A 22150-nucleotide genomic window follows, 5' to 3' on the forward strand; every position below is an offset into this window, starting at 1 on the left:
CCGGCCGCGATAACGCGGCCCGGCTCAGGCCCGTCTGTCCGCTACGCGGCGGCGGGCCTTTTTCTTTCCATTACACTATTTGTCGAGCACGCTTCCACACTCAGCAGAAAGCAATACCTCCAGGCGGGCAAAAATGGCACAATAGTGGCTGTTTATACAGTATTCAGGTTTTCTCATGGCTTTGACCGCTGCGCTGAAAGCGCAAATCGCCGCCTGGTATAAGGCGCTTCAGGAACAGATCCCGGACTTTATTCCCCGCCCCCCGCAGCGGCAGATGATCGCCGATGTGGCGAAAACCCTCGCCGGGGAAGAGGGCAGGCATCTGGCTATCGAAGCGCCGACCGGCGTCGGTAAAACGCTGTCATACCTGATCCCGGGCATCGCCATCGCCCGGGAGGAACAAAAAACGCTGGTGGTCAGCACCGCCAACGTCGCCCTGCAGGATCAAATCTACAGTAAAGACCTGCCGCTGCTGCGTAAAATTATTCCCGACCTGCGCTTTACCGCCGCCTTCGGTCGTGGGCGCTACGTCTGTCCGCGTAACCTGACGGCGCTGGCCAGCACCGAGCCGTCGCAGCAGGATCTGCTGGCCTTCCTCGATGACGATCTCACCCCGAACAACCAGGCCGAGCAGAAGCTGTGTGCGACCCTGAAGCAGGACCTCGACAGCTACCGCTGGGACGGCCTGCGCGATCATACCGATAAAGCCATCGATGACGCGCTGTGGAGCCGGCTGAGCACCGATAAGGCCAGCTGCCTGAACCGCAACTGCCACTACTATCGCGAGTGCCCGTTCTTCGTGGCACGGCGGGAAATTCAGGAGGCGGAAGTGGTGGTGGCCAACCATGCGCTGGTGATGGCGGCGATGGAGAGCGAGGCAGTGCTGCCGGAGCCGAAAAACCTGCTGTTGGTCCTCGATGAAGGCCATCATCTGCCGGACGTCGCCCGCGACGCGCTGGAGATGAGCGCTGAGATCACCGCCCCCTGGTTTCGCCTGCAGCTGGATCTGTTCTGCAAGCTGGTCGCCACCTGCATGGAGCAGTTTCGTCCGAAAACCACACCGCCGCTGGCCAATCCGGAGCGGCTCACCGGCCATTGCGAAGAGCTGTTCGAGCTGATTGCGTCGTTGAATAATATTCTCAATCTCTACATGCCCGCCGGTCAGGAAGCGGAGCATCGCTTCCCGATGGGCGAACTGCCGCAGGAGGTGATGGAGATCTGCCAGCGGCTGGCGAAGCTCACCGAGATGCTGCGCGGGCTGGCGGAGCTGTTTCTTAACGATCTCAGCGAAAAGACCGGCAGCCATGACGTGGTGCGCCTGCATCGGGTGCTGCTGCAGATGAACCGCGCGCTCGGCATGTTTGAAAGCCAAAGCAAGCTATGGCGCCTGGCGTCGCTGGCGCAATCCTCAGGCGCGCCGGTAACCAAATGGGCGACGCGAGTGGTGCGCGACGGCCAGATCCATGTCTGGTTCCACTGTGTCGGCATCCGCGTCAGCGATCAGCTGGAACGGCTGCTGTGGCGCAGCGTACCGCATATCGTCGTGACGTCAGCGACGCTGCGCTCGCTAAACAGCTTCTCGCGCCTGCAGGAGATGAGTGGTCTGAAGGAGAAAGCGGGTGACCGCTTCGTGGCGCTGGATTCGCCGTTCAACCACGTGGAGCAGGGGAAAATTATTATTCCTCAAATGCGCTATGAACCGCTGATGGATAACGAAGAGCAGCACATTGCCGAGATGGCGGCCTATTTTCGCCAGCAGGTAGAGAGCAAGAAACATCTCGGGATGCTGGTGCTGTTTGCCAGCGGGCGGGCGATGAACCGCTTCCTGGAGCATGTGACCGATCTGCGCCTGATGCTGCTGGTGCAGGGCGACCAGCCGCGCTATCGGCTGGTGGAGCTGCATCGCAAACGGGTGGAAAGCGGCGAGCGCAGCGTGCTGGTGGGTCTGCAGTCCTTTGCCGAAGGGCTGGATTTAAAGGGTGATCTGCTAAGCCAGGTACATATCCATAAAATCGCCTTTCCGCCCATCGACAGCCCGGTGGTGATCACCGAAGGCGAATGGCTGAAAAGCCTTAATCGTTACCCTTTCGAGGTACAGAGTTTGCCCAGCGCCTCCTTTAATCTTATTCAGCAGGTGGGGCGTCTGATCCGCAGCCATCACTGCTGGGGAGAGGTGGTGATTTACGATAAGCGTCTGTTGACCAAAAACTATGGCGCGCGTCTACTGAACGCGTTACCTGTTTTTCCCATAGAGCAGCCGGGCGTCCCGGAGGTTATAGTAAAACGGAAAGCAAAACAGACAGCAAAACAGTCAGGCCGCAAACGTCGCTGACGCCGGCGCGTGATGCACCAGGGGGAGCCATGGAGTACAGCAAAATTATAAAAGAGGTGGGTCGCGGTAAGAATCATGCCCGCGACCTCGATGAAGAGACCGCCCGTGCGCTCTATGCGCGGATGCTGGACGGCGAGGTGCCGGAGCTGGAGCTGGGGGGAATATTAATCGCCCTGCGCATCAAAGGCGAAGGCGAAGCGGAGATGAAAGGGTTTTACGCGGCGATGCAGCAGCATACGCTGCGCCTGACCCCGCCGGCCGGCAAGCCGATGCCGATTGTCATCCCCAGCTACAACGGCGCGCGCAAGCAGGCGAACCTGACGCCGCTGCTGGCGATGCTTCTGCACAAGCTGGGGTTTCCGGTGGTGGTTCACGGCGTCAGTCACGATCCCACCCGGGTGCTGACCGAGACCATTTTTACCCTGCTGGATATTCCGGCCACCCGGCACGCCGGACAGGCTCAGGCGCAGCTGGAGGGCCATGAACCGGTGTATATCCCGGTGGGGGCTTTCTGTCCGCCGCTGGAGAAACAGCTGGCGATGCGCTGGCGGATGGGCGTGCGCAACAGCGCCCATACCCTGGCCAAGCTGGCTACACCGTTTGGCGAAGCGGAGGCATTGCGTCTCTCCAGCGTGTCGCATCCGGAATATGTTCCGCGGGTGGCGAACTTCTTTCGTGAGACCGGTGGCCGCGCGCTGTTGATGCACGGTACCGAGGGCGAAGTGTATGCCAACCCGCAGCGCTGCCCGCAGATCAGCCTGATCGATGAGCAGGGCGTGCGGGTGCTGTACGAACGCCAGACTGAGACGGCAGCGGAGGCGGTGGTCCTGCCGGCCTCGAAAGATCCCGAGGTCACGGCGCGCTGGATCGAGCGCTGCGTCGCCGGCGTCGAACCGGTGCCCCACTCGTTGAAAATTCAGCTTGCCTGTTGTCTGCTGGCCAGCGGGGAAGTCACCACCCTGGAGCAGGGCCTCAGCCGCGTCAACGACTGCTGGTGATCGGATCTGCAGGATAAAAAAAAGCCCGTCCGGTGGCTCGGACGGGCAAGGCAAGGGTATTAAAGGTCTTTTCAGGGTTAATTCAGTGGCTTACAGAGGGAACAGCGATTATTTATAGATAACCGCAGTACCGCTCAGTTTGTTGTTGGTGTTAGCGGAAGTAATGCTGTAGCCGGTCGCGCCAGCGGCTTCGGCTTTAGCAGCCAGTTTTGCTTCCAGACCATCTAAAGTGGTTGCGCCTTGCGCAGACACCACACCGATTTTATTCATGCTTTCTGCCTGAGCGGGGGTGACCGGTTCGGCGGCAAAGGCGCCGAAGGAAAGGGCGGTCAGAGCGATGGCAGCGGCAGCATATTTGATGTTTTTCATAGTTAATCTCTCGCAGGTTGTTCTGTTCAGGGGACGATGTTCCGTCGATGTGATAAGTATCACGCTTTTTTGCGGGAGATAAAATCGAAGGAAATTCACAGTCTTCATCGAATTTTTTGAATGATTAATAATTTACTGATTATTAATAAATTATTTCTCATTCTTTTCGTCACGAAGCGTAGCGAGGAAGACCGACGCGTTTAAGGGCACATATTGCGACTTTTTCCGCCAAAAAATGTGCGCGAAAAGATAATGCGAAAGGCTGTCATGAACGGTAAAGGAAAGTCAGCGTAGCTGGCTATCCTTGGATCCGCGGCGATTATATCCTGAAAATGTATTGTTATGTAAATCTTTCTCCTGCTGGCACTTCACGCAATATCTGACCCCTGGGATGGCCTGTCGACGGGCCTCCGGAATCGGCTCTCCACATTCATCACAAAATTTGTTGCTTTCGCCGCGCGGAAGCTCACGGCGCGCGCGAGCCACCGCATCGTCAATGGTGCTGTCGATCTGATCCTGAACGGCCCCATCGCCTGCCCAACCTGATGCCATCGTCTGCCTCCTGTGAAAGGTTATTGATAAATTATAGCTGAACCGTGCAGTCGGTTACCGCTGCTGGCGGCATTGACCCGCCAGGCTATCGCCCCCTGGCGGTGGGCCTTATCCGCGAGGGCGGCCACCAGATCATCAAGGGTGCTGGCACCGGAGGCGGAGACGGTACCGACAGGGCGGAGCGGCCCGGCATAGGGCAGTACGGGTGTCGGTGGCAGGGGAGAGGCTGCGGCGGCATGAGCGGTGAGCGCAGCGGCGAATAGCAGCGAGATGATTTTCATCAGCATATCCTCATAAACAGCATGGGACATAGCTTAAGTGTAGGTCTTTCCAGACCGTGCGATAGGGGATTTTTAATGCAAAACAAGGCGTTTTGTAGGCTACCGGCGCAGGGCAGCGGTACTCTGGCCGGTAGATTATTTAGCGGGCGTCAGGGCGGATCATGTCAAAACGCAGACTATCATCAATACTGTAATAGGCGCTCGGACCTCCGGCGCGCAGGATCGGCTGGGCGCGGGCGGTTTGATAGATGCCGTTGTCCAGCAGTGATTCATCAATATGCACGGCGACCACTTCGCCGAGCACCAGCCACGTATCAACAGGGTTACCGTCGGCGGTGGTGAGTTGAATACACTGCGACAGACGGCACTCAAAGTTCACCGGACTCTCCGCGACTCGGGGGGCGCTGACCAGGCGGCTGGCGGCGGCGGTGAGACCGGCGCGCACGAATTCGTCCTCATGGTGCGGGATCGAGGCAGACGTTTCATTCATCGCCACGGCCAGCGGTCGCGTCGCCAGGTTCCAGACGAACTCCTTTGTTTCGACGATATTTCGCACGCTGTCTTTCCAGCCGCTGCTGGCGAAACCAATGATCGGCGGGCGATAGTTAAAGCAGTTAAAAAAGCTGTATGGCGCCAGATTTCGCTGGCCCTCGGCGTCCTGCGAGGCGATCCAGCCTATCGGGCGAGGCCCGATTATCGCGTTCAGCGGGTCGTGCGGCAGGCCGTGGCCCTGCGAAGGTTGATAAAAGTACATGCTGCACCTGTCACGGATAAAGGAGATATCCAGACTCCCTTATTTACCGCGCCGCCGTCAACGGGTATCTTACGCGGCTGTTCAAAGGAGATTGTCATGAAAGCCCAGAAACCGGGGTTACACCCGCGTAACCGCCACCATCAACGCTACGACCTGCCTGCGCTCTGCCAGGCGCATCCTGACCTGCAGGGATACATTACGCTCAATCCGCTGGGTGAGCAGACCATTGATTTTGCCAATCCGCAGGCAGTAAAGGCGTTGAATAAAGCGCTGCTGGCGCATTTCTACGCGGTCAAACACTGGGACATTCCTGACGGTTTTCTCTGTCCGCCGGTGCCCGGGCGTGCCGATTATATTCATCATCTGGCGGATCTGCTGGCGCAGGATAGTGGCGAGGTGCCGAAGCAAGCCACGATCCTTGATATTGGCACCGGCGCCAACCTCATCTATCCCCTGATCGGCGTTCACGAGTACGGCTGGCGCTTTACCGGCAGCGAAATCAGCCCGGAAGCCTTCGCCAGCGCGCAGGCGATTGTCAATGGCAACCCCGGATTGACCCGGCAGATCCGTCTGCGTCGGCAAAAAGAGAGCCAGGCCATCTTCCACGGCGTCATCCACAAAAACGAGACCTATGACGCCACGCTGTGTAATCCGCCGTTCCATGACTCCGCAGAGAGCGCCCGGGCGGGCGGTGAGCGCAAGCGCCGCAATCTCGGACTCGGCGCCGACAGCGCGCTTAACTTTGGCGGTCAGCAGCAGGAGCTGTGGTGCGAAGGAGGCGAAGTGGCCTTTATCTCGCAGATGATCCGCGAAAGTCAGGCCTTCGCCCGCCAGGTGAAATGGTTTACCTCGCTGGTGTCGCGCGGCGATAATCTGCCGCCGCTCTACCGCCTGCTGACCGAGGTTGGGGCCGTGAAAGTGGTGAAAAAAGAGATGGCCCAGGGTCAAAAGCAGAGCCGCTTTATCGCCTGGAGCTTTATGGACGACGCCAAACGCCGCCGTCCGTTCTAACTACTCGGCGGCCGGGCTGTCTGAGCCCGGCATCGGCAGCTGTTGCCAGGTCTGTACCGGGGCGCGAACCCCGGCGCGATCGAAGTGCTTTTTCACCTGAGTGTCGAGGGCAAAGCGCACCGTCCACTGCTTCAGCGGCAGGGTGGTGAAGCTGACGCGTAGCGTAAAGGCGGTATTGCTCAGCCCCACCAGCCCGGCGAACGACGGTTCGCCAATGATCAGGCCGCGGATCTCCTCCTGGGCCAGCAGATCGTCCACCGCCGCCTTCAGCGCCTGGCTGGCTTTATCCAGATCCTCATGACGGTCGACATCATAGTTGGCGACTACCGAGCCAATGCCGCGCACGAAGTTGGCAAAAGTGGTGATCGAGGACCAGGGAATAATGTGATAGGCGCCGGTATCCTGCCGTACCCCCACGGAGCGAATCGACATTCGTTCCACGGTGCCGGTCAAAGGGCCGATGGTGACCAGGTCGCCGGTATTCATCCCGTTCTCAAACTGGATAAATATGCCGGTGATAATATCTTTAACCAGCGTTTGCGCGCCAAACGAAATCGCCAGCCCTAACGCCCCGGCGCCCGCCAGCAGCGGCGCAATGTTAACCCCAATCTCCGAAAGCAGGATCATCACCGTGATGGTGCTGATCACCACCGCCAGCGCGTTGCGAAACAGGGTCAGCAGCGTTCGGGCCCGCGCGCTGGGCAGCGGGCGACCATGGATATCCGAGGCCAGCCGGTTTTCGATCAGGCTGGCCAGCACCGTCCAGCCGATGGCAGAGAAGAAGAGGATGAGGGCGATGCGGATCAGCACATCCACCGTTTTTTGCCCGGCATCGTTATGCAGCCATTCGCGGAAGTCAAACAGGCCCCAGGCGCTCAGCAGCAGCATGACGGCGACGCAGACGGTGAGAATGCGCGCGGCCTTCAGCGAGGCGGAGATCCAGCCATTCAGCCGCTTTTGCAGCTCAGGATAATTGCGCTGGGTGGCGGGTGACAGGGTGATGGTTTTGGCTATCCAGCGCGACAGGATGCCGGACACCAGCGCCGCGCCGCCGATAATGGCCAGGCTGCGCAGGGTGGCGCCCATCATGAATTTCAGGCTATTGCCCGGGTCGAACAGGGAGAAGAAAAAGAGCACCACAAAGTAGGCGCAGGCCAGCCAGTGCCAGACCAGCGCGAAGGCGCGGATAAACAGGCTAAAGAAGGAGAGCGAACGGTCGGCCAGATGGATTAGCCCCTGCGTAATCAAGGTCTTGTTATGAAAAATCAGGTACAGCGCCCACAGCGTAATGCACAGCATGATGACGACGTTAGCCAGCGCGCCAACCTGAACATTCACCTGATTGGAGATAATCGGCACCGCGACGATCAGGCCATAGCCAATCAGGCTGCTGAGCGCGCTCAGGCGCAGGCTCCAGTATGACGCGGCTTCGTCGCTGAGGTTAAAAGGCCGGAGCGCCGGGATGCGCGGGCAGAAAATGAGCCGCAGAATGGCTTTAAAAAACTCGATCAACGCGAAGGCGTTGAGGAAAAGACTCTGCTGGAAGGCGATGGTGGGGTTATTACCATTCAGGCGATCGCTTAACAACTGGCCGACAAACAGGGTCAGCGCCAGCAGCAGCAGGTCGATAACAAACGCCCCGGCGATGGTCAGGGGCAGCTGGAGCCAGTTTCCGCGATCGCGGTTTTTATGCCGCCCCCATTCACCCATTTTGCGATACAGCGGCAGCGCCGCAAGACGCACCAGCCACCAGAAGGCAAAGACCAGGCCGGCCAGCAGTAAAAAATGCCAGGCCGCGCTGGTGAAGGTTTGCGAATTAAAAGGTTTATGCGGTGAGCCGGTGATATTGCGCCACAGTTGAGAGAAGCGAGACGAGAGCTGCTCGCGGTATTCCCGGCTGATCTGCGTGACGTTCTCCAGCACCGTGGTCCCTTCTTTCACCGCCGGCGGCGTCAGCGTCGGGGTGCTGTCTGGCGGCGGCGTGGCGGCTGCTTTACGCAGCTGGTCAATGAGCTCCTGACGGGCGCTGTCGTTAGCCAGCACGTCAGCCAGCGCGGCGTAGGCCGCTCTTTTCTGTTCCGCATCGGGTTCGCTGGCGCTGGTTTTATCGGCGTTAGCTGTCGGCACGCCGGGCAGGGCGGCGGCGGAAAGCGGGGCAGTAAACAGTGCAGCGAGCAAAAGCAGGATCCACGGCATGGGCACCTCCGTTGCAACGTAAACGGGTAAGTATAGAAGCCGATGGCGGAAGGGGAGGGAAGAGGAATCTGGAAAAGCGGCTCTCTCCGCGGAGGAAGAGAGCCGTTGCGGGTCAGGCGACGTGCTGCAGGAATTCGCGCAGGCGCGGGCTTGGCGGGTTCTTCACCAGCTCCTGCGGGTTGCCGTCTTCAGCAATGCGTCCTTTGTCGATAAAGATCAATCGCGAAGCCACTTTTTCGGCAAAGCCGATTTCGTGGGTTACGATCACCATCGTCATCCCCTCTTCAGCCAGATCCTGCATCACCTTGAGCACTTCATGGCGCAGTTCCGGGTCGAGCGCGGAGGTCGGTTCATCAAACAGCATCATCTTTGGCTTCACCGCCAGCGCGCGGGCGATGGCCACACGCTGCTGCTGGCCGCCGGAGAGTTCAGACGGATAGTGATGCGCGCGCTCGGCCAGGCCGACTTTCGCCAGCAGATCTTTCGCCTGCTTCTCTGCCGCCTGCTTGCTGGCGCCGCGCACCCGCAGCGGACCAAACATGACGTTCTCCAGCGCCGTGAGGTGCGGGAACAGATAAAACTGCTGAAATACCATCCCGGCTTCCTGACGAATCAGACGTTCGTCCACCTTCGGATCGTTGACCTTTAAGCCATCGACAATCAGATCGCCGCTGGTGATCTCTTCCAGTTTATTGATGCAGCGCAGCATCGTTGATTTACCGGAGCCGGACGGGCCGATAATGACCACCACTTCACCCTGATTAATTTTCAGGGAGATATCGTGCAGCACCTGGGTCGGGCCAAAGTGCTTGGAGACGTTTTTAAATTCAATCACAGGATTTTCATCCTTCTTTCAAGACGACGCAGAATAAAGCTCAGGACCAGGGTGATAATCAGGTAGATAACAGCAACGGCGCTCCAGATTTCCAGGGCGCGGAAGTTGCCCGCGATGATCTCCTGTCCCTGACGGGTCAGTTCGGCGACGCCGATGACGATGAACAGCGAGGTATCCTTGATGCTGATGATCCACTGGTTGCCCAGCGGCGGCAGCATGCGGCGCAGCGCCAGAGGCAGGATCACGTGGCGAATGGTTTCGCGACGCGACAGGCCCAGCGCCAGGCCCGCTTCGCGGAAGCCTTTATGAATGGAGAGCACCGCGCCGCGGGTAATTTCCGCGATATAGGCGCCCGAGTTAATCATGATGGTCACTACCGCTGCGGAGAAGGGGTCGATGCGCAGGTCGCTAAAGGCCATCGGCAGCGCAAAGTAGATGAACATGACCTGCACCACAATCGGGGTGCCGCGAATGATTTCAATAAACACCAGTGCGATGTGGTTGGCGATCCAGCCGCCGAAGCAGCGGGCGAAACCGGCAACCAGACCGATTATCAGGCCGCCGGCCAGGCCGAGGACGGAAATCCACAGCGTCATTTTGGCGCCTTCCAGCAAAATCGGAATGGCAGGCCAGATGGCACTCCAGTCAAACTGCATAATACGTTCCTGTTACCGTGTCGAGAGCAGAGGAAATCCTCCGCCAAAATACGGTCTCCCGCCGAGTCTGTGCCGGAAGACCGTTGTGATGTCGCCGGAGCTGCGTCTGGCGAAGTGTGTTCTTATTATTTTGGTTCAGTGCCGAACCATTTTTTATAAATTTCGTTGTAGGTACCATTCTCGCGCAGCGTTTTCAGCGCACCGTTCACTTTCTCACGCAGCTCGTCGCTGCCTTTCGGGAAAGCGATACCGTAGTTTTGCGCTTCCAGTGATTCGCCTACCGCTTTGAACTTGCCGTTGCCTGCGGTTTTGATGAAGTACAGAATATTTGGCGTATCGTGCAGCACGGCATCAGCGCGGCCGGTACCCAGTTCCATATAGGCGTTATCGATGTTCGGGAACTGACGCAGATCTTTGGTTTTGATATTGGCTTTCGCGTAATCAACGGAGCCGGTACCGCTCTTCACCGCGACCACTTTACCGTTCAGATCTTTCACATCTTTGATGTCGTTATTATTGGCGTTGACCATCACCAGCAGGCCGCTTTTGTAGTAGCCGTCGGAGAAGTCGATCGCTTTTTTACGTTCGTCGGTGATGGTGATCCCGGCCAGCGCCAGATCGATATTTTTAGTTTGCAGCGCCGGGATAATGCCGCTGAAGTCCATTGGCTTCAGGGTGTAGTCGAGCTTCAGCTCTTTGGCGATAGCCGCCCACAGGTCAACGTCAAACCCGACATATTTATCGCCTTGCTTAAATTCGAACGGGACGAACGCCGTATCGGTGGCGACAACCAGGGTCTTATTGGCGGCATGGGAAGAAACCGCAAAAGCCAGGGTCAGTGCAGCCAGTGAAACTTTAAATACAGACTTCATAGCATTTCCTTTTATATCCACGGGACGATCCCCTGCGAGAACGACTAGCCTAATGAAAAAATCGTGCCACTTTTACAAGCTGTTGTTTTTCAACAAACGAAGCGCGAGTGGTTGCACAATTTCGATCATGACAGGCACTCACTGCACCATGATGGGGCGTCGCTTTGGTGCGTTATAGAGTTGCTGAATAACGAGCACATTTTTAGCGCAAACCCTGATGGGAAAACAATCTCGACGTAACGATTGTGTGAGGTGATTATTACAATTGTTTTACTTTTGCGCGCATTTTCATCAATTTGGCGCCCTAAAACAGTGCATGGCCAGCAGGGGGGACGAAAAGCATAGAAGGGGAAACGGATAGAACGGAAAACAGAAAGGTGGGCGGGAAAAGTAAAGGCGCCGCCGACCGCGCTGCGGCCGGCGGCAAAGCCTTACTCGATATTCGCTTCAATGAACCACAGGAATTTATCCAGATCGCGGGAGGCCGCGGTGAAAATATCCGCAGTATCCTCGTCTTTGGCTTCATCGATCGCCTTGCGCACATCGTTAGCGACGACGGCATAGCGGTCAGCCAGCGCTTTCAGGTGATCCTGAACGTGATGGATATCGAGCGGGTAGCTCTGCAGCGGCGTTTTGCTGTTAATGACCTGAGTGGTGCCCAGTGCGACGCCGCCCAGCTGCACGGCGCGCTCCGCCATGGTGTCCAGGTGCTCGGTTAGCGCGGTACGGAAGCCATCCAGCATTTCGTGCACGGCGATAAAGTTCGCACCGCGCATATTCCAGTGTGCCTGCTTGGTGATAAGTGACAGGTCAATGAACTGGATCACCTGGCGATTCAACAGCTCAATGGTCGCTTTCTTTTCGCTGTCAGCGACATCGTTGCGGGTATAGACCAGATTAGATGCTTTTGATTTAACCAGTTTTGCGGTACTCATCGTTTCATATCCTCTTGATATTGATGCTCGTCACACTTCAAATCTGAATGATGTGGAGCGTTGTCCCAGGTAACTTCGGGACTAAGTATAGCAAGGGTTTCAAAGAGTGAGGCATCGGCAGGCCATATCACTTCGATAGCGCAAAGTGGTTGGTTATTTTGAAAAGCGCTAAATATCATAGGGTTATATTTAGCTGAACGGCCCGGATTTCTCACGGGCCGGCGGCGTAACAGAATGTTAATTGATATCGACTTGCTCGATTTTACTTTGTCGCTGCATGGTCAGCGTGGCGCCCATCGAGGCGATAATGATCGCGCCCAGCGCCAGGGTCTGGGAGAGCTTCAACGTTTCGCCGAGGAAGACCATACCGGAAAGGGCGGCTAATGCTGGTTCAAGGCTCATCAGCGTGCCGAAGGTGCGCGTCGGCAGGCGCGTCAAGGCCATCATTTCGAGAGAGTAGGGCAGCGCGGTTGAGAGAATAGCAATCCCCAGCCCCATCGGCAGCAGCGACCATTGCCACAGCGTATCCGTAGCCTGCGCCATGCCTAACGGAACAAACACCAGCGAGGCGATGAGCGACCCCATCGCCACCGTGGCTGGCCCATGCTCTTCACCGGCGCGCTGCCCGGTCAGAATATAGACCGCCCAGCAGGCGCCGGCGCCCAGGGCAAAGAGCGCGCCGGTTAAATCGACCTGCGCCACGTTCTGCCCCAGCGGCAGGAGATACCACAGTCCGAGGATCGCCAGCGCCACCCAGACAAAATCCAGCGGTCGGCGCGAACCAAACAGCGCCACCGCCAGCGGGCCGGTAAACTCCAGGGCTACCGCCACGCCGAGCGGAATACGCTGCAGGGATAAATAAAAGAGATAGTTCATCGCGCCGAGCGCCAGGCCGTACAGTAGCAGCGGCACGCGCTGTGTCGGGGAGAAACGTAACCGCCATGGCTTGAACACGACCACCAGAATCAGCGTCCCGAGCGCCAGGCGCAGGGCGGTGACCCCCGGGGCGCCGACCAACGGGAACAGCGATTTGGCGAGCGATGCGCCGCTCTGAATCGAGGTCATGGCGATTAAAATCACCAGAATCGGCAACCATGCCGCCGCTTTTCGGGATGGACCGGGCATCCTTTCTCCTGTCAGGTTTTGTCAAAAGTCGTAAAAGTGCCAGTGTACTGGAATAACCTGCTGACGGTTGAGCTAATGTTGAAAAAAACAGAGGCGAAAACAGTAGAATGGCGCACGTTGCTGAGAAATTCGCCAGGTGATTAAGATTAATCTGGATGCTTGCGAATTTCTTAATGAGCGTTAAGATGTACGTTAACGCCAAAAATTGTTGTTTTCCATATTGTTATAGAAATATGGAAACTTTTGGTTACATGAAAAAGTATGTTAGACAATGTAAACTCCAAAGAGTTTCCCAAAAGTTTTTGATATATTTAAGGCTTAGGACTTATTAGAAACACATTTGAGGTGGTTATGAATAAAATTGCACGTCTTTCAGCACTGGCCGTTGTTCTGGCTGCATCCGTAGGTACCACTGCATTTGCTGCAACTTCTACCGTAACCGGCGGTTACGCGCAGAGCGACATGCAGGGTAAAGCGAACAAAGCTGGCGGTTTCAACCTGAAATACCGTTACGAGCAAGATAACAACCCGCTGGGCGTTATCGGTTCCTTCACCTACACCGAAAAGGATAACACCAGCAACGGTACTTACAACAAAGGTCAGTACTACGGCATCACCGCAGGTCCGGCTTACCGTCTGAACGACTGGGCAAGCATCTACGGTGTAGTGGGTGTTGGTTACGGTAAATTCCAGAACAACAACTTCCCGAACCAGAAATCCGATATGAGCGACTACGGTTTCTCCTACGGTGCTGGTCTGCAGTTCAACCCGATCGAAAACGTTGCTCTGGACTTCTCCTACGAGCAGTCTCGTATTCGTAACGTTGACGTCGGTACCTGGATTGCTGGCGTGGGTTACCGCTTCTAATCACTCCGGTGATATAAAAAATCCGCCTTTCGGGGCGGATTTTTTTTGCCTGTTGCCGGCCAGCCTGAGCGACTGGCCGGGCCTGCACGATTAATTGACGGTGAACTCATCGGTACCGAGGTGAGCGTAGTCCACCTTCTGCAGCTGGAAGTTGGTGATGTACACCGGACCGGCCTTTTGCTCAGAGATAAAACGATAGCGCGGGACGATTTCCGCCGCCTTGATCCCGGTCCACTGGGAGAAGAAACTGAGGAAATCATTCGCTGAGCGCTGCGCTTTAATCACTTTATGCGCTTTGTCATCGCTGGATAGCACCATAAACGGCACCTGGAAGTTCTGCTGGAACTTATCGTCATGCGCCAGATACTGCACCTCTTTTCCCCGCTCCTTGAACGCCAGACCATGATCGGAAAAGTAAGTCAGTGAAAAGGTATCGCCGGAGTTTTGCAACTGACTGTATAGCTTAGCCAGCAGCGAATCGGTCTGCGTCATGCTGTAGAGATAACAGGAGGTCTCTTTCGACTGGACGAAAACCGTGTACTTGCCTTTGGTCCGATCGCAGGCCTGCGGGTGAGAGCCCATCAGATGCAGGACAATCAGCTGCGGCTGGGTGCGCTGCGTAGAGAGTACCTGCTCGGTCAGCTTTAATAACTGCTCGTCCTGAGTATTTTTATTGGCCTCGAAATCGCCGTTTTTCAGGAACTGGACTTCATCCGCACGTTTGGCGATGCTGGCGATAGCGGTGTCGTACTCGCCAATCTGCCCCTGGTTGGAGAACCACCAGGTCTGGAAACCCGCGCGGTTGGCGAGGGTGACAAAGTTATCCTGAAACTGCGGTTTGCCGTCGACCACCCGGTTAAGCGTCAGGCCGAGCGATTTCTGCGTCGAGCCGCTGGCGGCGACATAGTTGTTAAACAGATAACCGTTTACTGAGCTGGCAAACGGCGTGTTATCCCAGTGGCCGCCGAAGGCGCCGAGGGCGTCGCGACGGGCGCTCTCGCCAATCACCACCACATAGAGATGGTACTTTGGCTTCACCGCCAGCACGTGCCAGCTGTCTTTCATGCCGGCCAGCTGCGCCATTCGCGCCTGCTCGTCCAGCACCTCGTTATTATTCACCACCACGTCTTTCACAAAACGAAAGGCCGGATAACCGGTGTCAATCACCTTGAACACGCCGCCCCAGGCGAGGTTTTGCACCGGCTGCAGAAAGAAGATCCCGACGCTGAACAGCAGGCCCAGGGTCTCCATTTTTCCCCAGCGGGAGGGCTCAACGATCCTGCGGCGGACCGCAATGATCCCCAGTGCGAAAATGAAGACCGCCAGCAGATAGTTGTACCACGGGAAGATGGTCAGAATTTCCGTAGATTCTTCCACGTTGGTCGCGTGCAGCGCCAGCAAGGTGTTGAAATTGGGGGCGCCGTAAGCCTGGCCAAAGGGGTAATACAGGGCCGCCAGCAGCGAATAGGCGCCGACTACCCCTTTCTGGACGCGCGGAAAAGCGCGCCACAGAAGATGTAACACGCAGGTAAATGCCACGGTATAGAGCAGGCTAAATTCATAGCCCAGCGCCAGGTTAATCAACAGCGATTGTAAAAAGTAGAATCCTGTCCATGGGTTCAGTGCCAGTCGGCGGGCGACCAGCGTATCTTTCAGGGTGGTGACATTCATAGTAAACAATCAAAAAGAGGCCATGCGCATCCCCTGGCGACAAGGGGTAAAACCTGCTGGACAGTGCGTGAAGAGGGTCTCTGCGAGCCGCGAATGTGGCAGGGCTGTGCAAAGATAGGGCTTGTAAATGGTAAGGTCAACCAGACATAACAGATTGTTTTGCGAGGGCGCTTACAAAACTTGAAAAAAGGTCAGGGAAACGGGGGAAACCGGTCATTTTGCCGGCAGAAGATGACAGAAAAATGAAGCGGCGTACCGCGACGCCGCCTTAGGAATGGGGTTTGCCCTGCTGTGGTTTACCGTTGATCATCTCGCACAGCATACCGATCAGCATTAATCGTACTTTAAAGGGTGAATGGCTAAACACGTTTAAGCACCTCTTGAATTCGTTCATCTGCTCTCCTCCTGCCTGTTCACGCCGTCAATCCATGATGGCTGTTTGCATTACATACAGATATAGCACAGGCTATATTTTATAGCTATGGCTAAAACGTTAATTTTTTGTGCTCTTGGCGCAATCCATTACAATGTGGATCTTTTTATATGATGCTTGACGCGTCACACGAATGAGGAAGCACAATGAACCGTCGCGCAGGTAAGCCAATAACAAAAAAAGTGACGCAGTTAGTAAATGTTGAAGAGCACGTTGAGGGGTTCCGTCAGGTGCGGGAAGCGCATCGCCGCGAACTGATCGATGACTATGTGGAGCTGATCTCCGATCTGATCAACGAAGTGGGGGAGGCGCGCCAGGTGGATATGGCGGCGCGTCTTGGCGTTTCGCAGCCCACGGTCGCCAAAATGCTCAAACGCCTGGCCAGCGTGGGTCTGATCGAACAGATCCCCTGGCGCGGGATCTTCTTAACCCCGGAAGGGGAAAAGCTGGCCCAGGAAAGTCGCGAACGCCACCAGATTGTGGAAAACTTTCTGCTGGCCATTGGCGTCAGTCCGGAAATCGCCCGCCGCGATGCGGAGGGAATGGAGCATCACGTGAGTGAAGAGACGCTGGCCATGTTCCTGAAATTTACCCAGAAACAGGGATCACAGGAAGCATGACTCTTCCCTTTGTTCAGTCGCTGCTGCGCGACCGTTTTTTACACCTGCTGCTGATTATCGCCTGCGTGCTCAGCGCCATCGTGCCGTTTGTCCCGGCAAGCTGGCCGGCGGCCATTGACTGGCATACCATCATCACGCTCAGCGGCCTGATGCTGTTGACCAAGGGCATTGAACTGAGCGGCTACTTTGACGTGCTGGGGCGGAAAATGGCCCGCCGCTTCGTGACTGAGCGCCAGCTGGCCATCTTTATGGTGCTGGCGGCAGCGCTCCTGTCCACCTTCCTGACCAACGATGTGGCCCTGTTTATTGTGGTGCCGCTGACGCTGACGCTGAAAAAGTGGTGTGCGATCCCGGTTAACCGTCTGATTATCTTCGAAGCGCTGGCGGTTAATGCCGGGTCGCTGCTGACGCCGATCGGCAACCCGCAGAACATTTTGCTGTGGGGACGGTCCGGCCTCTCTTTCGTCGGGTTTATCGGCGAGATGTTACCCCTGGCGGCGGCAATGATGTTGACCCTGCTGGTGCTGTGCTGGTTCTGTTTCCCGGCGAACCGGCTCAGCTACCAGAGTAGCGATAAGGCGCCATCGTGGCAGCCTAAGCTGGTCTGGAGCTGTCTGGGATTGTATCTGGTGTTCCTGACGGCGCTGGAGATGAATCAGGCGCTGTGGGGGCTGGCGCTGGTGTTGCTGGGCTTCCTGATTCTGGCCCGGGCGGTGATCGTCCATGTGGACTGGTCGCTGCTGCTGGTGTTTATGGTGATGTTTATCGACGTCCACCTGCTGACCCAGCTTCCGGCGCTGCATCATGTGCTGAGCGGCGTCGGGACGCTTTCCGGCGGCGGACTGTGGCTGACCGCCATCGGCCTGTCTCAGGTGATCAGTAATGTGCCCTCGACCATTCTGCTGCTCAACTATGTCCCGCCGTCGATACTGCTTGCCTGGGCGGTTAACGTGGGCGGCTTTGGTCTGCTGCCAGGATCGCTGGCCAATATCATCGCCCTGCGCATGGCCAGCGATCGGCGGATCTGGTGGCGCTTCCATCTTTACTCCATTCCTATGCTGCTATGGGCGGCCATCAGCGGCTATTGGCTCTTTAAACTCTGCGCCTGATTTCTGCAGAATTGGGCAAGAAACTGACAGAAACACCCCATTCGCACGCCTCGACACAGCGGTATAACTATACCGCTGACGTTAACCATCCTGTTGAGGAGAGTGCTATGCGATATCAAAAACTGGGCAATACCGGTCTGTTTGTCTCTGAGCTGTGCCTGGGCACCATGACCTTCGGCGGCGAAGAAGGGATGTGGGGCAAAATCGGCCAGCTGCGCCAGGCTGAAGCCGAACAGCTGGTCGGCAGCGCGCTGGACGCCGGGATCAACTTTATCGATACCGCCAACGTCTACTCGGAAGGGCGCTCTGAAGAGATTACCGGTCAGGCGCTGAAAAACCTGAAAATCCCGCGTGAAAACGTGGTGGTGGCGACCAAAGTGTTTGGCGAAACCGGCACCGCCGGCGTGAACTCGCGCGGCAGCTCACGGTACCACATCATGGGCAGCGTGAAGGAGAGCCTGCGCCGCCTGCAGCTCGATCATATCGATCTCTATCAATTGCATGGCTTCGATCCGGCGACGCCGATCGAAGAGACGCTATCGGCCCTGGATACCCTGGTACAGCAGGGGCATGTGCGCTACATCGGTGTTTCAAACTGGGCGGCCTGGCAAATCGCCAAAGCGCTGGGCATCGCGGAACGCCTTGGACTCTCGCGCTTTGCTTCTCTGCAGGCCTACTACACGATTGCCGGGCGTGACCTGGAACGTGAGCTGGTGCCGATGCTGCAAAGCGAAGGACTCGGCCTGATGGTCTGGAGTCCGCTGGCGGGCGGCCTGCTGAGCGGGAAATACCGCCGCGACGGCGAGGCGGAAGCGGGTGGTCGTCGCCTGGCGTTCGACTTTCCGCCCGTGGATAAAGCGCGCGCATTTGATTGCATCGACGTCATGCGGGTGATAGCTGAAGCAAAAGGGGTATCGGTGGCGCAGATTGCCCTGGCGTGGCTGCTGCATCAGCCGGCGGTGACCAGCGTCATTATTGGCGCCAAACGGGCCGAGCAGTTGCAGGATAACATCGCTGCGACCGCTATCCGCCTGAGCGATGATGAGTTGCGCCAGCTTGACGCGGTCAGCGCCCTGCCGCGCGAATATCCGGGCTGGATGCTGGAGCGCCAGGGGGAATATCGTCGTCATCAGCTTGACGCGCAGTAACGCCGTTTTTTCCGTGCCTATAAAGATCGCCGCTTGCGGCGATCTTTTTTGTTTGCCTGGCTCACAGAAAACGATCCGACTTTTGCTTCGGTGGCGGATCTTTTGTATATGACTAGTCATTATAGTTAAATGACTAGTCATATACCGAGGCGCAGCATGAAGAACACACTACCGGCAGATTTTTTATGGGGTAATTCCGTCTCCAGCATGCAGACGGAGGGGGCGTGGAACGAGGGGGGCAAGGGGATGTCGGTGTACGATATTCGTCAACCGGCGGAATTCGCCTCGGACTGGAAGGTCGCGACCGACTCCTATCATCGCTTTCGCGAAGATTTCGATCTGATGCAGGATCTGGGCATGAACTGCTACCGCTTCCAGATCGCCTGGAGCCGGGTGTGCCCGGAAGGGGACGGCGAATTCAATGAAGAGGGGATCGCGTTCTACCATCAGTTTATCGATGAACTCATTGCCCGCGGTATTGAACCGATGATCTGCCTGTATCACTTTGATATGCCGCTGTCGCTGGCGGAGCGTTACAACGGTTTTACCGACCGCCGGGTCATGGACGCCTTTATCCGCTATGGCCAGAAGATGATCGACTGTTACGGCGATAAGGTGAAGTACTGGCTGACCTTCAATGAACAGAACCTCTACCATTCGCCGGAAGCCTTCCTGATCACCGGCTATTTGCGTGGCGATAAAACGCTGCGCGAACTCTACCAGATCCAGCACCACGTGATGATGGCGCATGTCCATCTGACCCACTATCTGCATCAGACGAAGCCGCAGTGCCTGATGGGCGGAATGCTGGCCCATGCGCTGGTCTATCCGGCTACCTGCAAACCACGCGATATTCTCTGCGCCCAGCAACTGGACGAGTTTTTAAACCAGAACCTGCTGCGCGCCTACGCCGGCGAGGGTTATAGCCCGGAAGTGATGCATTTTGTCGCTCGCCAAGGCTTTGACGATATTTATCGCCCTGAAGATATCGCGCTGATGGCGACGGTGAAGGTCGATTATCTGGCGTTCAGCTATTACGCCAGCCGTGCGCTCAATAGCGACGCGATCCCGCCGGGAACGGCGGTCAACAATTACATGCTATTCGGTAATCAGGATAACCCGTACCTGAAAGCGACGGAATGGAACTGGCAGATCGATCCGCTGGGATTTCGCATGATCATCACCCGCTATTACAATGATTGGCGGCTACCGGTGTTCCCGATTGAAAATGGCATCGGGGTGATCGAATCCTGGGATGGCGAACATCCCATTGCCGATGATTACCGCATCGCCTACCATCGCGACCATATTAACGCCATGAAAGCGGCGATATTTGAGGACGGCGCGCAGGTGATTGGCTATCTCGGCTGGGGATTAATCGATATCCTCAGCTCTCAGGGCGATATGCGTAAGCGCTACGGCGTGGTGTACGTCAATCGTGAGAACCATGACCTCAAGGATCTGCGGCGGGTGCCGAAGAAGAGCTATGCGTGGCTAAAGCAGGTGATCCACAGCAACGGCGAAGCGATGTAACAGTGTCCTGGCGGTCAGGTCAAGTATGCTGTCCGCCAGCCACACACAGAATGTAAAAGGACCGGGAATGACGGCGAAGTATCTGCAAATCGCGCGGGAAATAAAAAAACGCATCATCAGCCAGCAGTATCCTGCCAGCGCGCCGCTACCCGACCAGTTTGCGCTGGCGGCGGAGTTCAACACCAGCCGGATGACGATCCAGCAGGCGATGCGTCAGTTAATCGTCGAAGGGCTTATCTATACCCGCAAAGGACTGGGTACCTTTGTGCGGAAAAATTTTCTCCAGCTGTCGCAGTGGGAGTTGCCCGGCAGCGACTATTTTGGCGCCACCAAAACCTGGGAGCATCTTGGCGAGGTACAAAGCGAAGTGGTGCGCTTTGAGGTGCGTTTTCCCAGCGACAAAGAGCAGAGTTCGCTGCTGATTGACGCCGATGCGCCGGTGTATGACTTCGTTCGCCTGCGGTTGCTCAACGGGGAACCGGTGTCGCTGGATCTGACGGTCATGCCGGTGGGGCTAGTGCCGGGGCTCAATAAAAGCCATCTGGAAAGCTCGGTGTTTCGCTATATCCAGGAGACGCTGGGGCTGAAGCTGATGGGATCTTACCGCGTGGTGCGGGCGATGAAGCCGGATGAACTGGATAAATTACATCTTCACTGCGACCTCTCCGACCCGGTGCTGGAGGTTGAACAGGTGATCTACCTCGAAGACGGTACGCCGCTGGAGTATGCCCACTGTCACTATCGCTACGATCACGGCGGGATTATTCTGGTGAATAACGGTTAGACCGGGGACCCCTGTTTGCGCAGCGCTTAGCAGGCCCAGGGTGTTGTCAGGTTTGGTAACCCAGGCAAGGCGTCAGCCGCAGCCCGGGGAAATGCAGATAAAAAAACGGCGGGCATCAGGCCCGCCGTTTTTCTTGTCATGCAGAACTTAGTTCAGACGCACCGGCATACCGGAGCGGTTCTGGATAGCCTGCTCAACCACGTTCTGATCGACATCAGACTGGCTGGTGATCGCCTGTACCGGCTGAGTCAGGGTGATCGGCACGATTTCGCCGCCCTGGAACTGCGCTTCGGTGGTCGACAGCGGGTTGTGAACCTCAATGTAACGGCTGCCGTCCGGCTCGGTGGTCGCTTTTACCGGCTCATCGATAAACTGCACGCGGGTGCCGACCGGCACATTCTCAAACAGGAATTTGATGTCATCGTTGCGCAGACGCACGCAGCCGTGGCTCACGCGCAGGCCAATACCAAAGTTAGCGTTGGTGCCGTGGATGGCGTACAGACGGCCGATATACAGCGCGTACAGACCCATCGGGTTATCCGGACCGGCCGGTACGACGGCTGGCAGCGGGTTGCCGGCAGCGGCGTATTCAGCGTGCATCTTGGCGGTCGGCGTCCAGGTCGGGCCGGCCTTCTTGCGTTCGACTTTGGTGGTCCAGTTAATCGGCGTATCTTTACCTAACTGGCCGATACCGATCGGCAGGACGATCACGGTGTTAGTGCCTTTCGGATAGTAATACAGACGCATCTCGGCGCTGTTGATGACGATGCCTTCGTGGACGGTGTCCGGCAGGATCAGCTGCTGCGGGATGTTCAGGACGCTACCGCCTTTTGGCAGATAGGTGTCCACCCCCGGGTTGGCTTCCAGCATGTTGGACAGCCCCATCTGATATTTCGCCGCAAAGTATTCCAGCGGCTGCTTGTTATCATCCGGAATGGTGATGACCTGATTCTGACCAACCAAACGGCTGCCGTCGGTCGGCAAAGGATAGGTGACAGCAGACGCTGTATTGCAAAAGCCTACGAGGGCGAAGGCTGCCGCTAAGAGTGTAGATAATTTCATAGTCTTT

At 56.9% G+C, this 22150-nt stretch carries 22 protein-coding genes; 9 read left to right on the forward strand and 13 right to left on the reverse strand.

The features are described from left to right. The first annotated feature begins 175 nt into the window (after positions 1 to 175). Entirely contained in the window at positions 176 to 2332 is a 2157-nt protein-coding gene (dinG, locus tag N438_RS06605; protein ID WP_008805767.1) for an ATP-dependent DNA helicase DinG, read from the forward strand. 29 nt (positions 2333 to 2361) lie between these two features. Continuing rightward, the gene (gene ybiB / locus N438_RS06610) at positions 2362 to 3330 is read left to right on the forward strand and encodes a DNA-binding protein YbiB (RefSeq protein ID WP_008805768.1); all 969 of its coding nucleotides are present in this window, start codon (positions 2362 to 2364) and stop codon (positions 3328 to 3330) included. Positions 3331 to 3438: 108 nt separating this feature from the next. Here the strand turns inward: ybiB and ybiJ are convergent, their stop codons facing one another. The 4 genes from ybiJ to N438_RS06630 form a co-directional block, all read right to left on the reverse strand. Next, positions 3439 to 3699 (reverse strand): DUF1471 family protein YbiJ, encoded by a 261-nt coding sequence (gene ybiJ, locus N438_RS06615; RefSeq protein WP_004176772.1) that lies wholly within the window; start codon positions 3697 to 3699, stop codon positions 3439 to 3441. A gap of 285 nt (positions 3700 to 3984) precedes the next feature. Beyond that, on the reverse strand, positions 3985 to 4251 hold the full coding sequence (locus tag N438_RS06620; RefSeq protein WP_002895824.1) for a DksA/TraR family C4-type zinc finger protein: 267 nt from the start codon (positions 4249 to 4251) through the stop codon (positions 3985 to 3987). Between the two features lie 20 nt (positions 4252 to 4271). Beyond that, the gene (locus tag N438_RS06625) at positions 4272 to 4532 is read right to left on the reverse strand and encodes a DUF1471 domain-containing protein (protein WP_012968657.1); all 261 of its coding nucleotides are present in this window, start codon (positions 4530 to 4532) and stop codon (positions 4272 to 4274) included. Between the two features lie 139 nt (positions 4533 to 4671). Further along, positions 4672 to 5286, reverse strand: coding sequence for a flavin reductase family protein (locus N438_RS06630; protein ID WP_012968656.1), 615 nt, complete (start codon positions 5284 to 5286; stop codon positions 4672 to 4674). Between the two features lie 96 nt (positions 5287 to 5382). Between N438_RS06630 and rlmF the strand changes: the two genes are divergently transcribed. Next, the gene (gene rlmF, locus N438_RS06635; RefSeq protein WP_008805773.1) at positions 5383 to 6297 is read left to right on the forward strand and encodes a 23S rRNA (adenine(1618)-N(6))-methyltransferase RlmF; all 915 of its coding nucleotides are present in this window, start codon (positions 5383 to 5385) and stop codon (positions 6295 to 6297) included. On the opposite strand, the gene ybiO is transcribed toward rlmF, so the two are convergent. From ybiO to rhtA, 6 genes are all read right to left on the reverse strand, one after another. Beyond that, on the reverse strand, positions 6298 to 8493 hold the full coding sequence (gene ybiO / locus N438_RS06640; RefSeq protein WP_116696188.1) for a mechanosensitive channel protein: 2196 nt from the start codon (positions 8491 to 8493) through the stop codon (positions 6298 to 6300). Between the two features lie 112 nt (positions 8494 to 8605). Then, entirely contained in the window at positions 8606 to 9328 is a 723-nt protein-coding gene (glnQ, locus tag N438_RS06645) for a glutamine ABC transporter ATP-binding protein GlnQ (protein ID WP_008805775.1), read from the reverse strand. Then, positions 9325 to 9984, reverse strand: a complete 660-nt coding sequence (gene glnP / locus N438_RS06650; RefSeq protein WP_002895837.1) for a glutamine ABC transporter permease GlnP — start codon at positions 9982 to 9984, stop codon at positions 9325 to 9327. Before glnP ends, glnQ begins: the two co-directional genes overlap by 4 nt. A 125-nt stretch (positions 9985 to 10109) precedes the next feature. Continuing rightward, entirely contained in the window at positions 10110 to 10856 is a 747-nt protein-coding gene (gene glnH, locus N438_RS06655) for a glutamine ABC transporter substrate-binding protein GlnH (protein ID WP_004886198.1), read from the reverse strand. A gap of 431 nt (positions 10857 to 11287) precedes the next feature. Continuing rightward, entirely contained in the window at positions 11288 to 11791 is a 504-nt protein-coding gene (gene dps, locus N438_RS06660; RefSeq protein WP_002895841.1) for a DNA starvation/stationary phase protection protein Dps, read from the reverse strand. 237 nt (positions 11792 to 12028) lie between these two features. After that, complete coding sequence (rhtA, locus tag N438_RS06665) at positions 12029 to 12916, reverse strand: threonine/homoserine exporter RhtA (protein WP_012968655.1); 888 nt, start codon at positions 12914 to 12916, stop codon at positions 12029 to 12031. Between the two features lie 351 nt (positions 12917 to 13267). Here rhtA and ompX point away from each other — a divergent pair, with 351 nt between their 5' ends. Further along, positions 13268 to 13783 (forward strand): outer membrane protein OmpX, encoded by a 516-nt coding sequence (gene ompX / locus N438_RS06670; protein WP_008805777.1) that lies wholly within the window; start codon positions 13268 to 13270, stop codon positions 13781 to 13783. A gap of 90 nt (positions 13784 to 13873) precedes the next feature. Here the strand turns inward: ompX and N438_RS06675 are convergent, their stop codons facing one another. Both N438_RS06675 and mntS read right to left on the reverse strand, forming a co-directional pair. Further along, complete coding sequence (locus N438_RS06675; RefSeq protein WP_012968654.1) at positions 13874 to 15454, reverse strand: phosphoethanolamine transferase; 1581 nt, start codon at positions 15452 to 15454, stop codon at positions 13874 to 13876. 268 nt (positions 15455 to 15722) lie between these two features. After that, complete coding sequence (gene mntS, locus N438_RS06680) at positions 15723 to 15848, reverse strand: manganase accumulation protein MntS (RefSeq protein WP_012542374.1); 126 nt, start codon at positions 15846 to 15848, stop codon at positions 15723 to 15725. A 185-nt stretch (positions 15849 to 16033) separates the two neighbouring features. Between mntS and mntR the strand changes: the two genes are divergently transcribed. The 5 genes from mntR to N438_RS06705 all read left to right on the forward strand — a co-directional run bounded on the left by mntR (position 16034) and on the right by N438_RS06705 (position 21081). Next, the gene (mntR, locus tag N438_RS06685) at positions 16034 to 16507 is read left to right on the forward strand and encodes a manganese-binding transcriptional regulator MntR (RefSeq protein ID WP_008805779.1); all 474 of its coding nucleotides are present in this window, start codon (positions 16034 to 16036) and stop codon (positions 16505 to 16507) included. Next, a complete protein-coding gene (locus N438_RS06690) occupies positions 16504 to 17616 on the forward strand; it encodes an anion transporter (protein ID WP_012542373.1) in 1113 nt (370 codons plus the stop codon). Before mntR ends, N438_RS06690 begins: the two co-directional genes overlap by 4 nt. Positions 17617 to 17723: 107 nt before the next feature. Next, entirely contained in the window at positions 17724 to 18764 is a 1041-nt protein-coding gene (locus tag N438_RS06695; protein WP_008805781.1) for an aldo/keto reductase, read from the forward strand. A 156-nt stretch (positions 18765 to 18920) separates the two neighbouring features. Continuing rightward, positions 18921 to 20297 carry a glycoside hydrolase family 1 protein gene (locus N438_RS06700; protein ID WP_012542372.1) on the forward strand — a complete coding sequence of 459 codons (1377 nt, stop codon included), beginning with the start codon at positions 18921 to 18923 and terminating at the stop codon, positions 20295 to 20297. 67 nt (positions 20298 to 20364) lie between these two features. Then, positions 20365 to 21081: a GntR family transcriptional regulator gene (locus tag N438_RS06705; RefSeq protein ID WP_023322260.1), complete on the forward strand. Its 717-nt coding sequence runs from the start codon at positions 20365 to 20367 to the stop codon at positions 21079 to 21081. A 147-nt stretch (positions 21082 to 21228) separates the two neighbouring features. Here the strand turns inward: N438_RS06705 and ldtB are convergent, their stop codons facing one another. After that, positions 21229 to 22143, reverse strand: coding sequence for a L,D-transpeptidase (gene ldtB / locus N438_RS06710; protein ID WP_008805784.1), 915 nt, complete (start codon positions 22141 to 22143; stop codon positions 21229 to 21231). Positions 22144 to 22150: the final 7 nt, after the last annotated feature.

It is taken from the genome of Klebsiella sp. GL120222-02, assembly GCF_003097195.1.
Lineage (GTDB): Bacteria > Pseudomonadota > Gammaproteobacteria > Enterobacterales > Enterobacteriaceae > Klebsiella > Klebsiella variicola.

What these genes read in the sequence shown, in the direction of transcription:
- dinG (WP_008805767.1), top strand. Translation starts at nt 176, where the DNA reads ATGGCTTTGACCGCTGCGCTGAAAGCGCAAATCGCCGCCTGGTATAAG.
- ybiB (WP_008805768.1), top strand. Translation starts at nt 2,362, where the DNA reads ATGGAGTACAGCAAAATTATAAAAGAGGTGGGTCGCGGTAAGAATCAT.
- ybiJ (WP_004176772.1), bottom strand. Translation starts at nt 3,699, where the DNA reads ATGAAAAACATCAAATATGCTGCCGCTGCCATCGCTCTGACCGCCCTT.
- N438_RS06620 (WP_002895824.1), bottom strand. Translation starts at nt 4,251, where the DNA reads ATGGCATCAGGTTGGGCAGGCGATGGGGCCGTTCAGGATCAGATCGAC.
- N438_RS06625 (WP_012968657.1), bottom strand. Translation starts at nt 4,532, where the DNA reads ATGAAAATCATCTCGCTGCTATTCGCCGCTGCGCTCACCGCTCATGCC.
- N438_RS06630 (WP_012968656.1), bottom strand. Translation starts at nt 5,286, where the DNA reads ATGTACTTTTATCAACCTTCGCAGGGCCACGGCCTGCCGCACGACCCG.
- rlmF (WP_008805773.1), top strand. Translation starts at nt 5,383, where the DNA reads ATGAAAGCCCAGAAACCGGGGTTACACCCGCGTAACCGCCACCATCAA.
- ybiO (WP_116696188.1), bottom strand. Translation starts at nt 8,493, where the DNA reads ATGCCGTGGATCCTGCTTTTGCTCGCTGCACTGTTTACTGCCCCGCTT.
- glnP (WP_002895837.1), bottom strand. Translation starts at nt 9,984, where the DNA reads ATGCAGTTTGACTGGAGTGCCATCTGGCCTGCCATTCCGATTTTGCTG.
- glnH (WP_004886198.1), bottom strand. Translation starts at nt 10,856, where the DNA reads ATGAAGTCTGTATTTAAAGTTTCACTGGCTGCACTGACCCTGGCTTTT.
- dps (WP_002895841.1), bottom strand. Translation starts at nt 11,791, where the DNA reads ATGAGTACCGCAAAACTGGTTAAATCAAAAGCATCTAATCTGGTCTAT.
- rhtA (WP_012968655.1), bottom strand. Translation starts at nt 12,916, where the DNA reads ATGCCCGGTCCATCCCGAAAAGCGGCGGCATGGTTGCCGATTCTGGTG.
- ompX (WP_008805777.1), top strand. Translation starts at nt 13,268, where the DNA reads ATGAATAAAATTGCACGTCTTTCAGCACTGGCCGTTGTTCTGGCTGCA.
- N438_RS06675 (WP_012968654.1), bottom strand. Translation starts at nt 15,454, where the DNA reads ATGAATGTCACCACCCTGAAAGATACGCTGGTCGCCCGCCGACTGGCA.
- mntS (WP_012542374.1), bottom strand. Translation starts at nt 15,848, where the DNA reads ATGAACGAATTCAAGAGGTGCTTAAACGTGTTTAGCCATTCACCCTTT.
- mntR (WP_008805779.1), top strand. Translation starts at nt 16,034, where the DNA reads ATGAACCGTCGCGCAGGTAAGCCAATAACAAAAAAAGTGACGCAGTTA.
- N438_RS06690 (WP_012542373.1), top strand. Translation starts at nt 16,504, where the DNA reads ATGACTCTTCCCTTTGTTCAGTCGCTGCTGCGCGACCGTTTTTTACAC.
- N438_RS06695 (WP_008805781.1), top strand. Translation starts at nt 17,724, where the DNA reads ATGCGATATCAAAAACTGGGCAATACCGGTCTGTTTGTCTCTGAGCTG.
- N438_RS06700 (WP_012542372.1), top strand. Translation starts at nt 18,921, where the DNA reads ATGAAGAACACACTACCGGCAGATTTTTTATGGGGTAATTCCGTCTCC.
- N438_RS06705 (WP_023322260.1), top strand. Translation starts at nt 20,365, where the DNA reads ATGACGGCGAAGTATCTGCAAATCGCGCGGGAAATAAAAAAACGCATC.
- ldtB (WP_008805784.1), bottom strand. Translation starts at nt 22,143, where the DNA reads ATGAAATTATCTACACTCTTAGCGGCAGCCTTCGCCCTCGTAGGCTTT.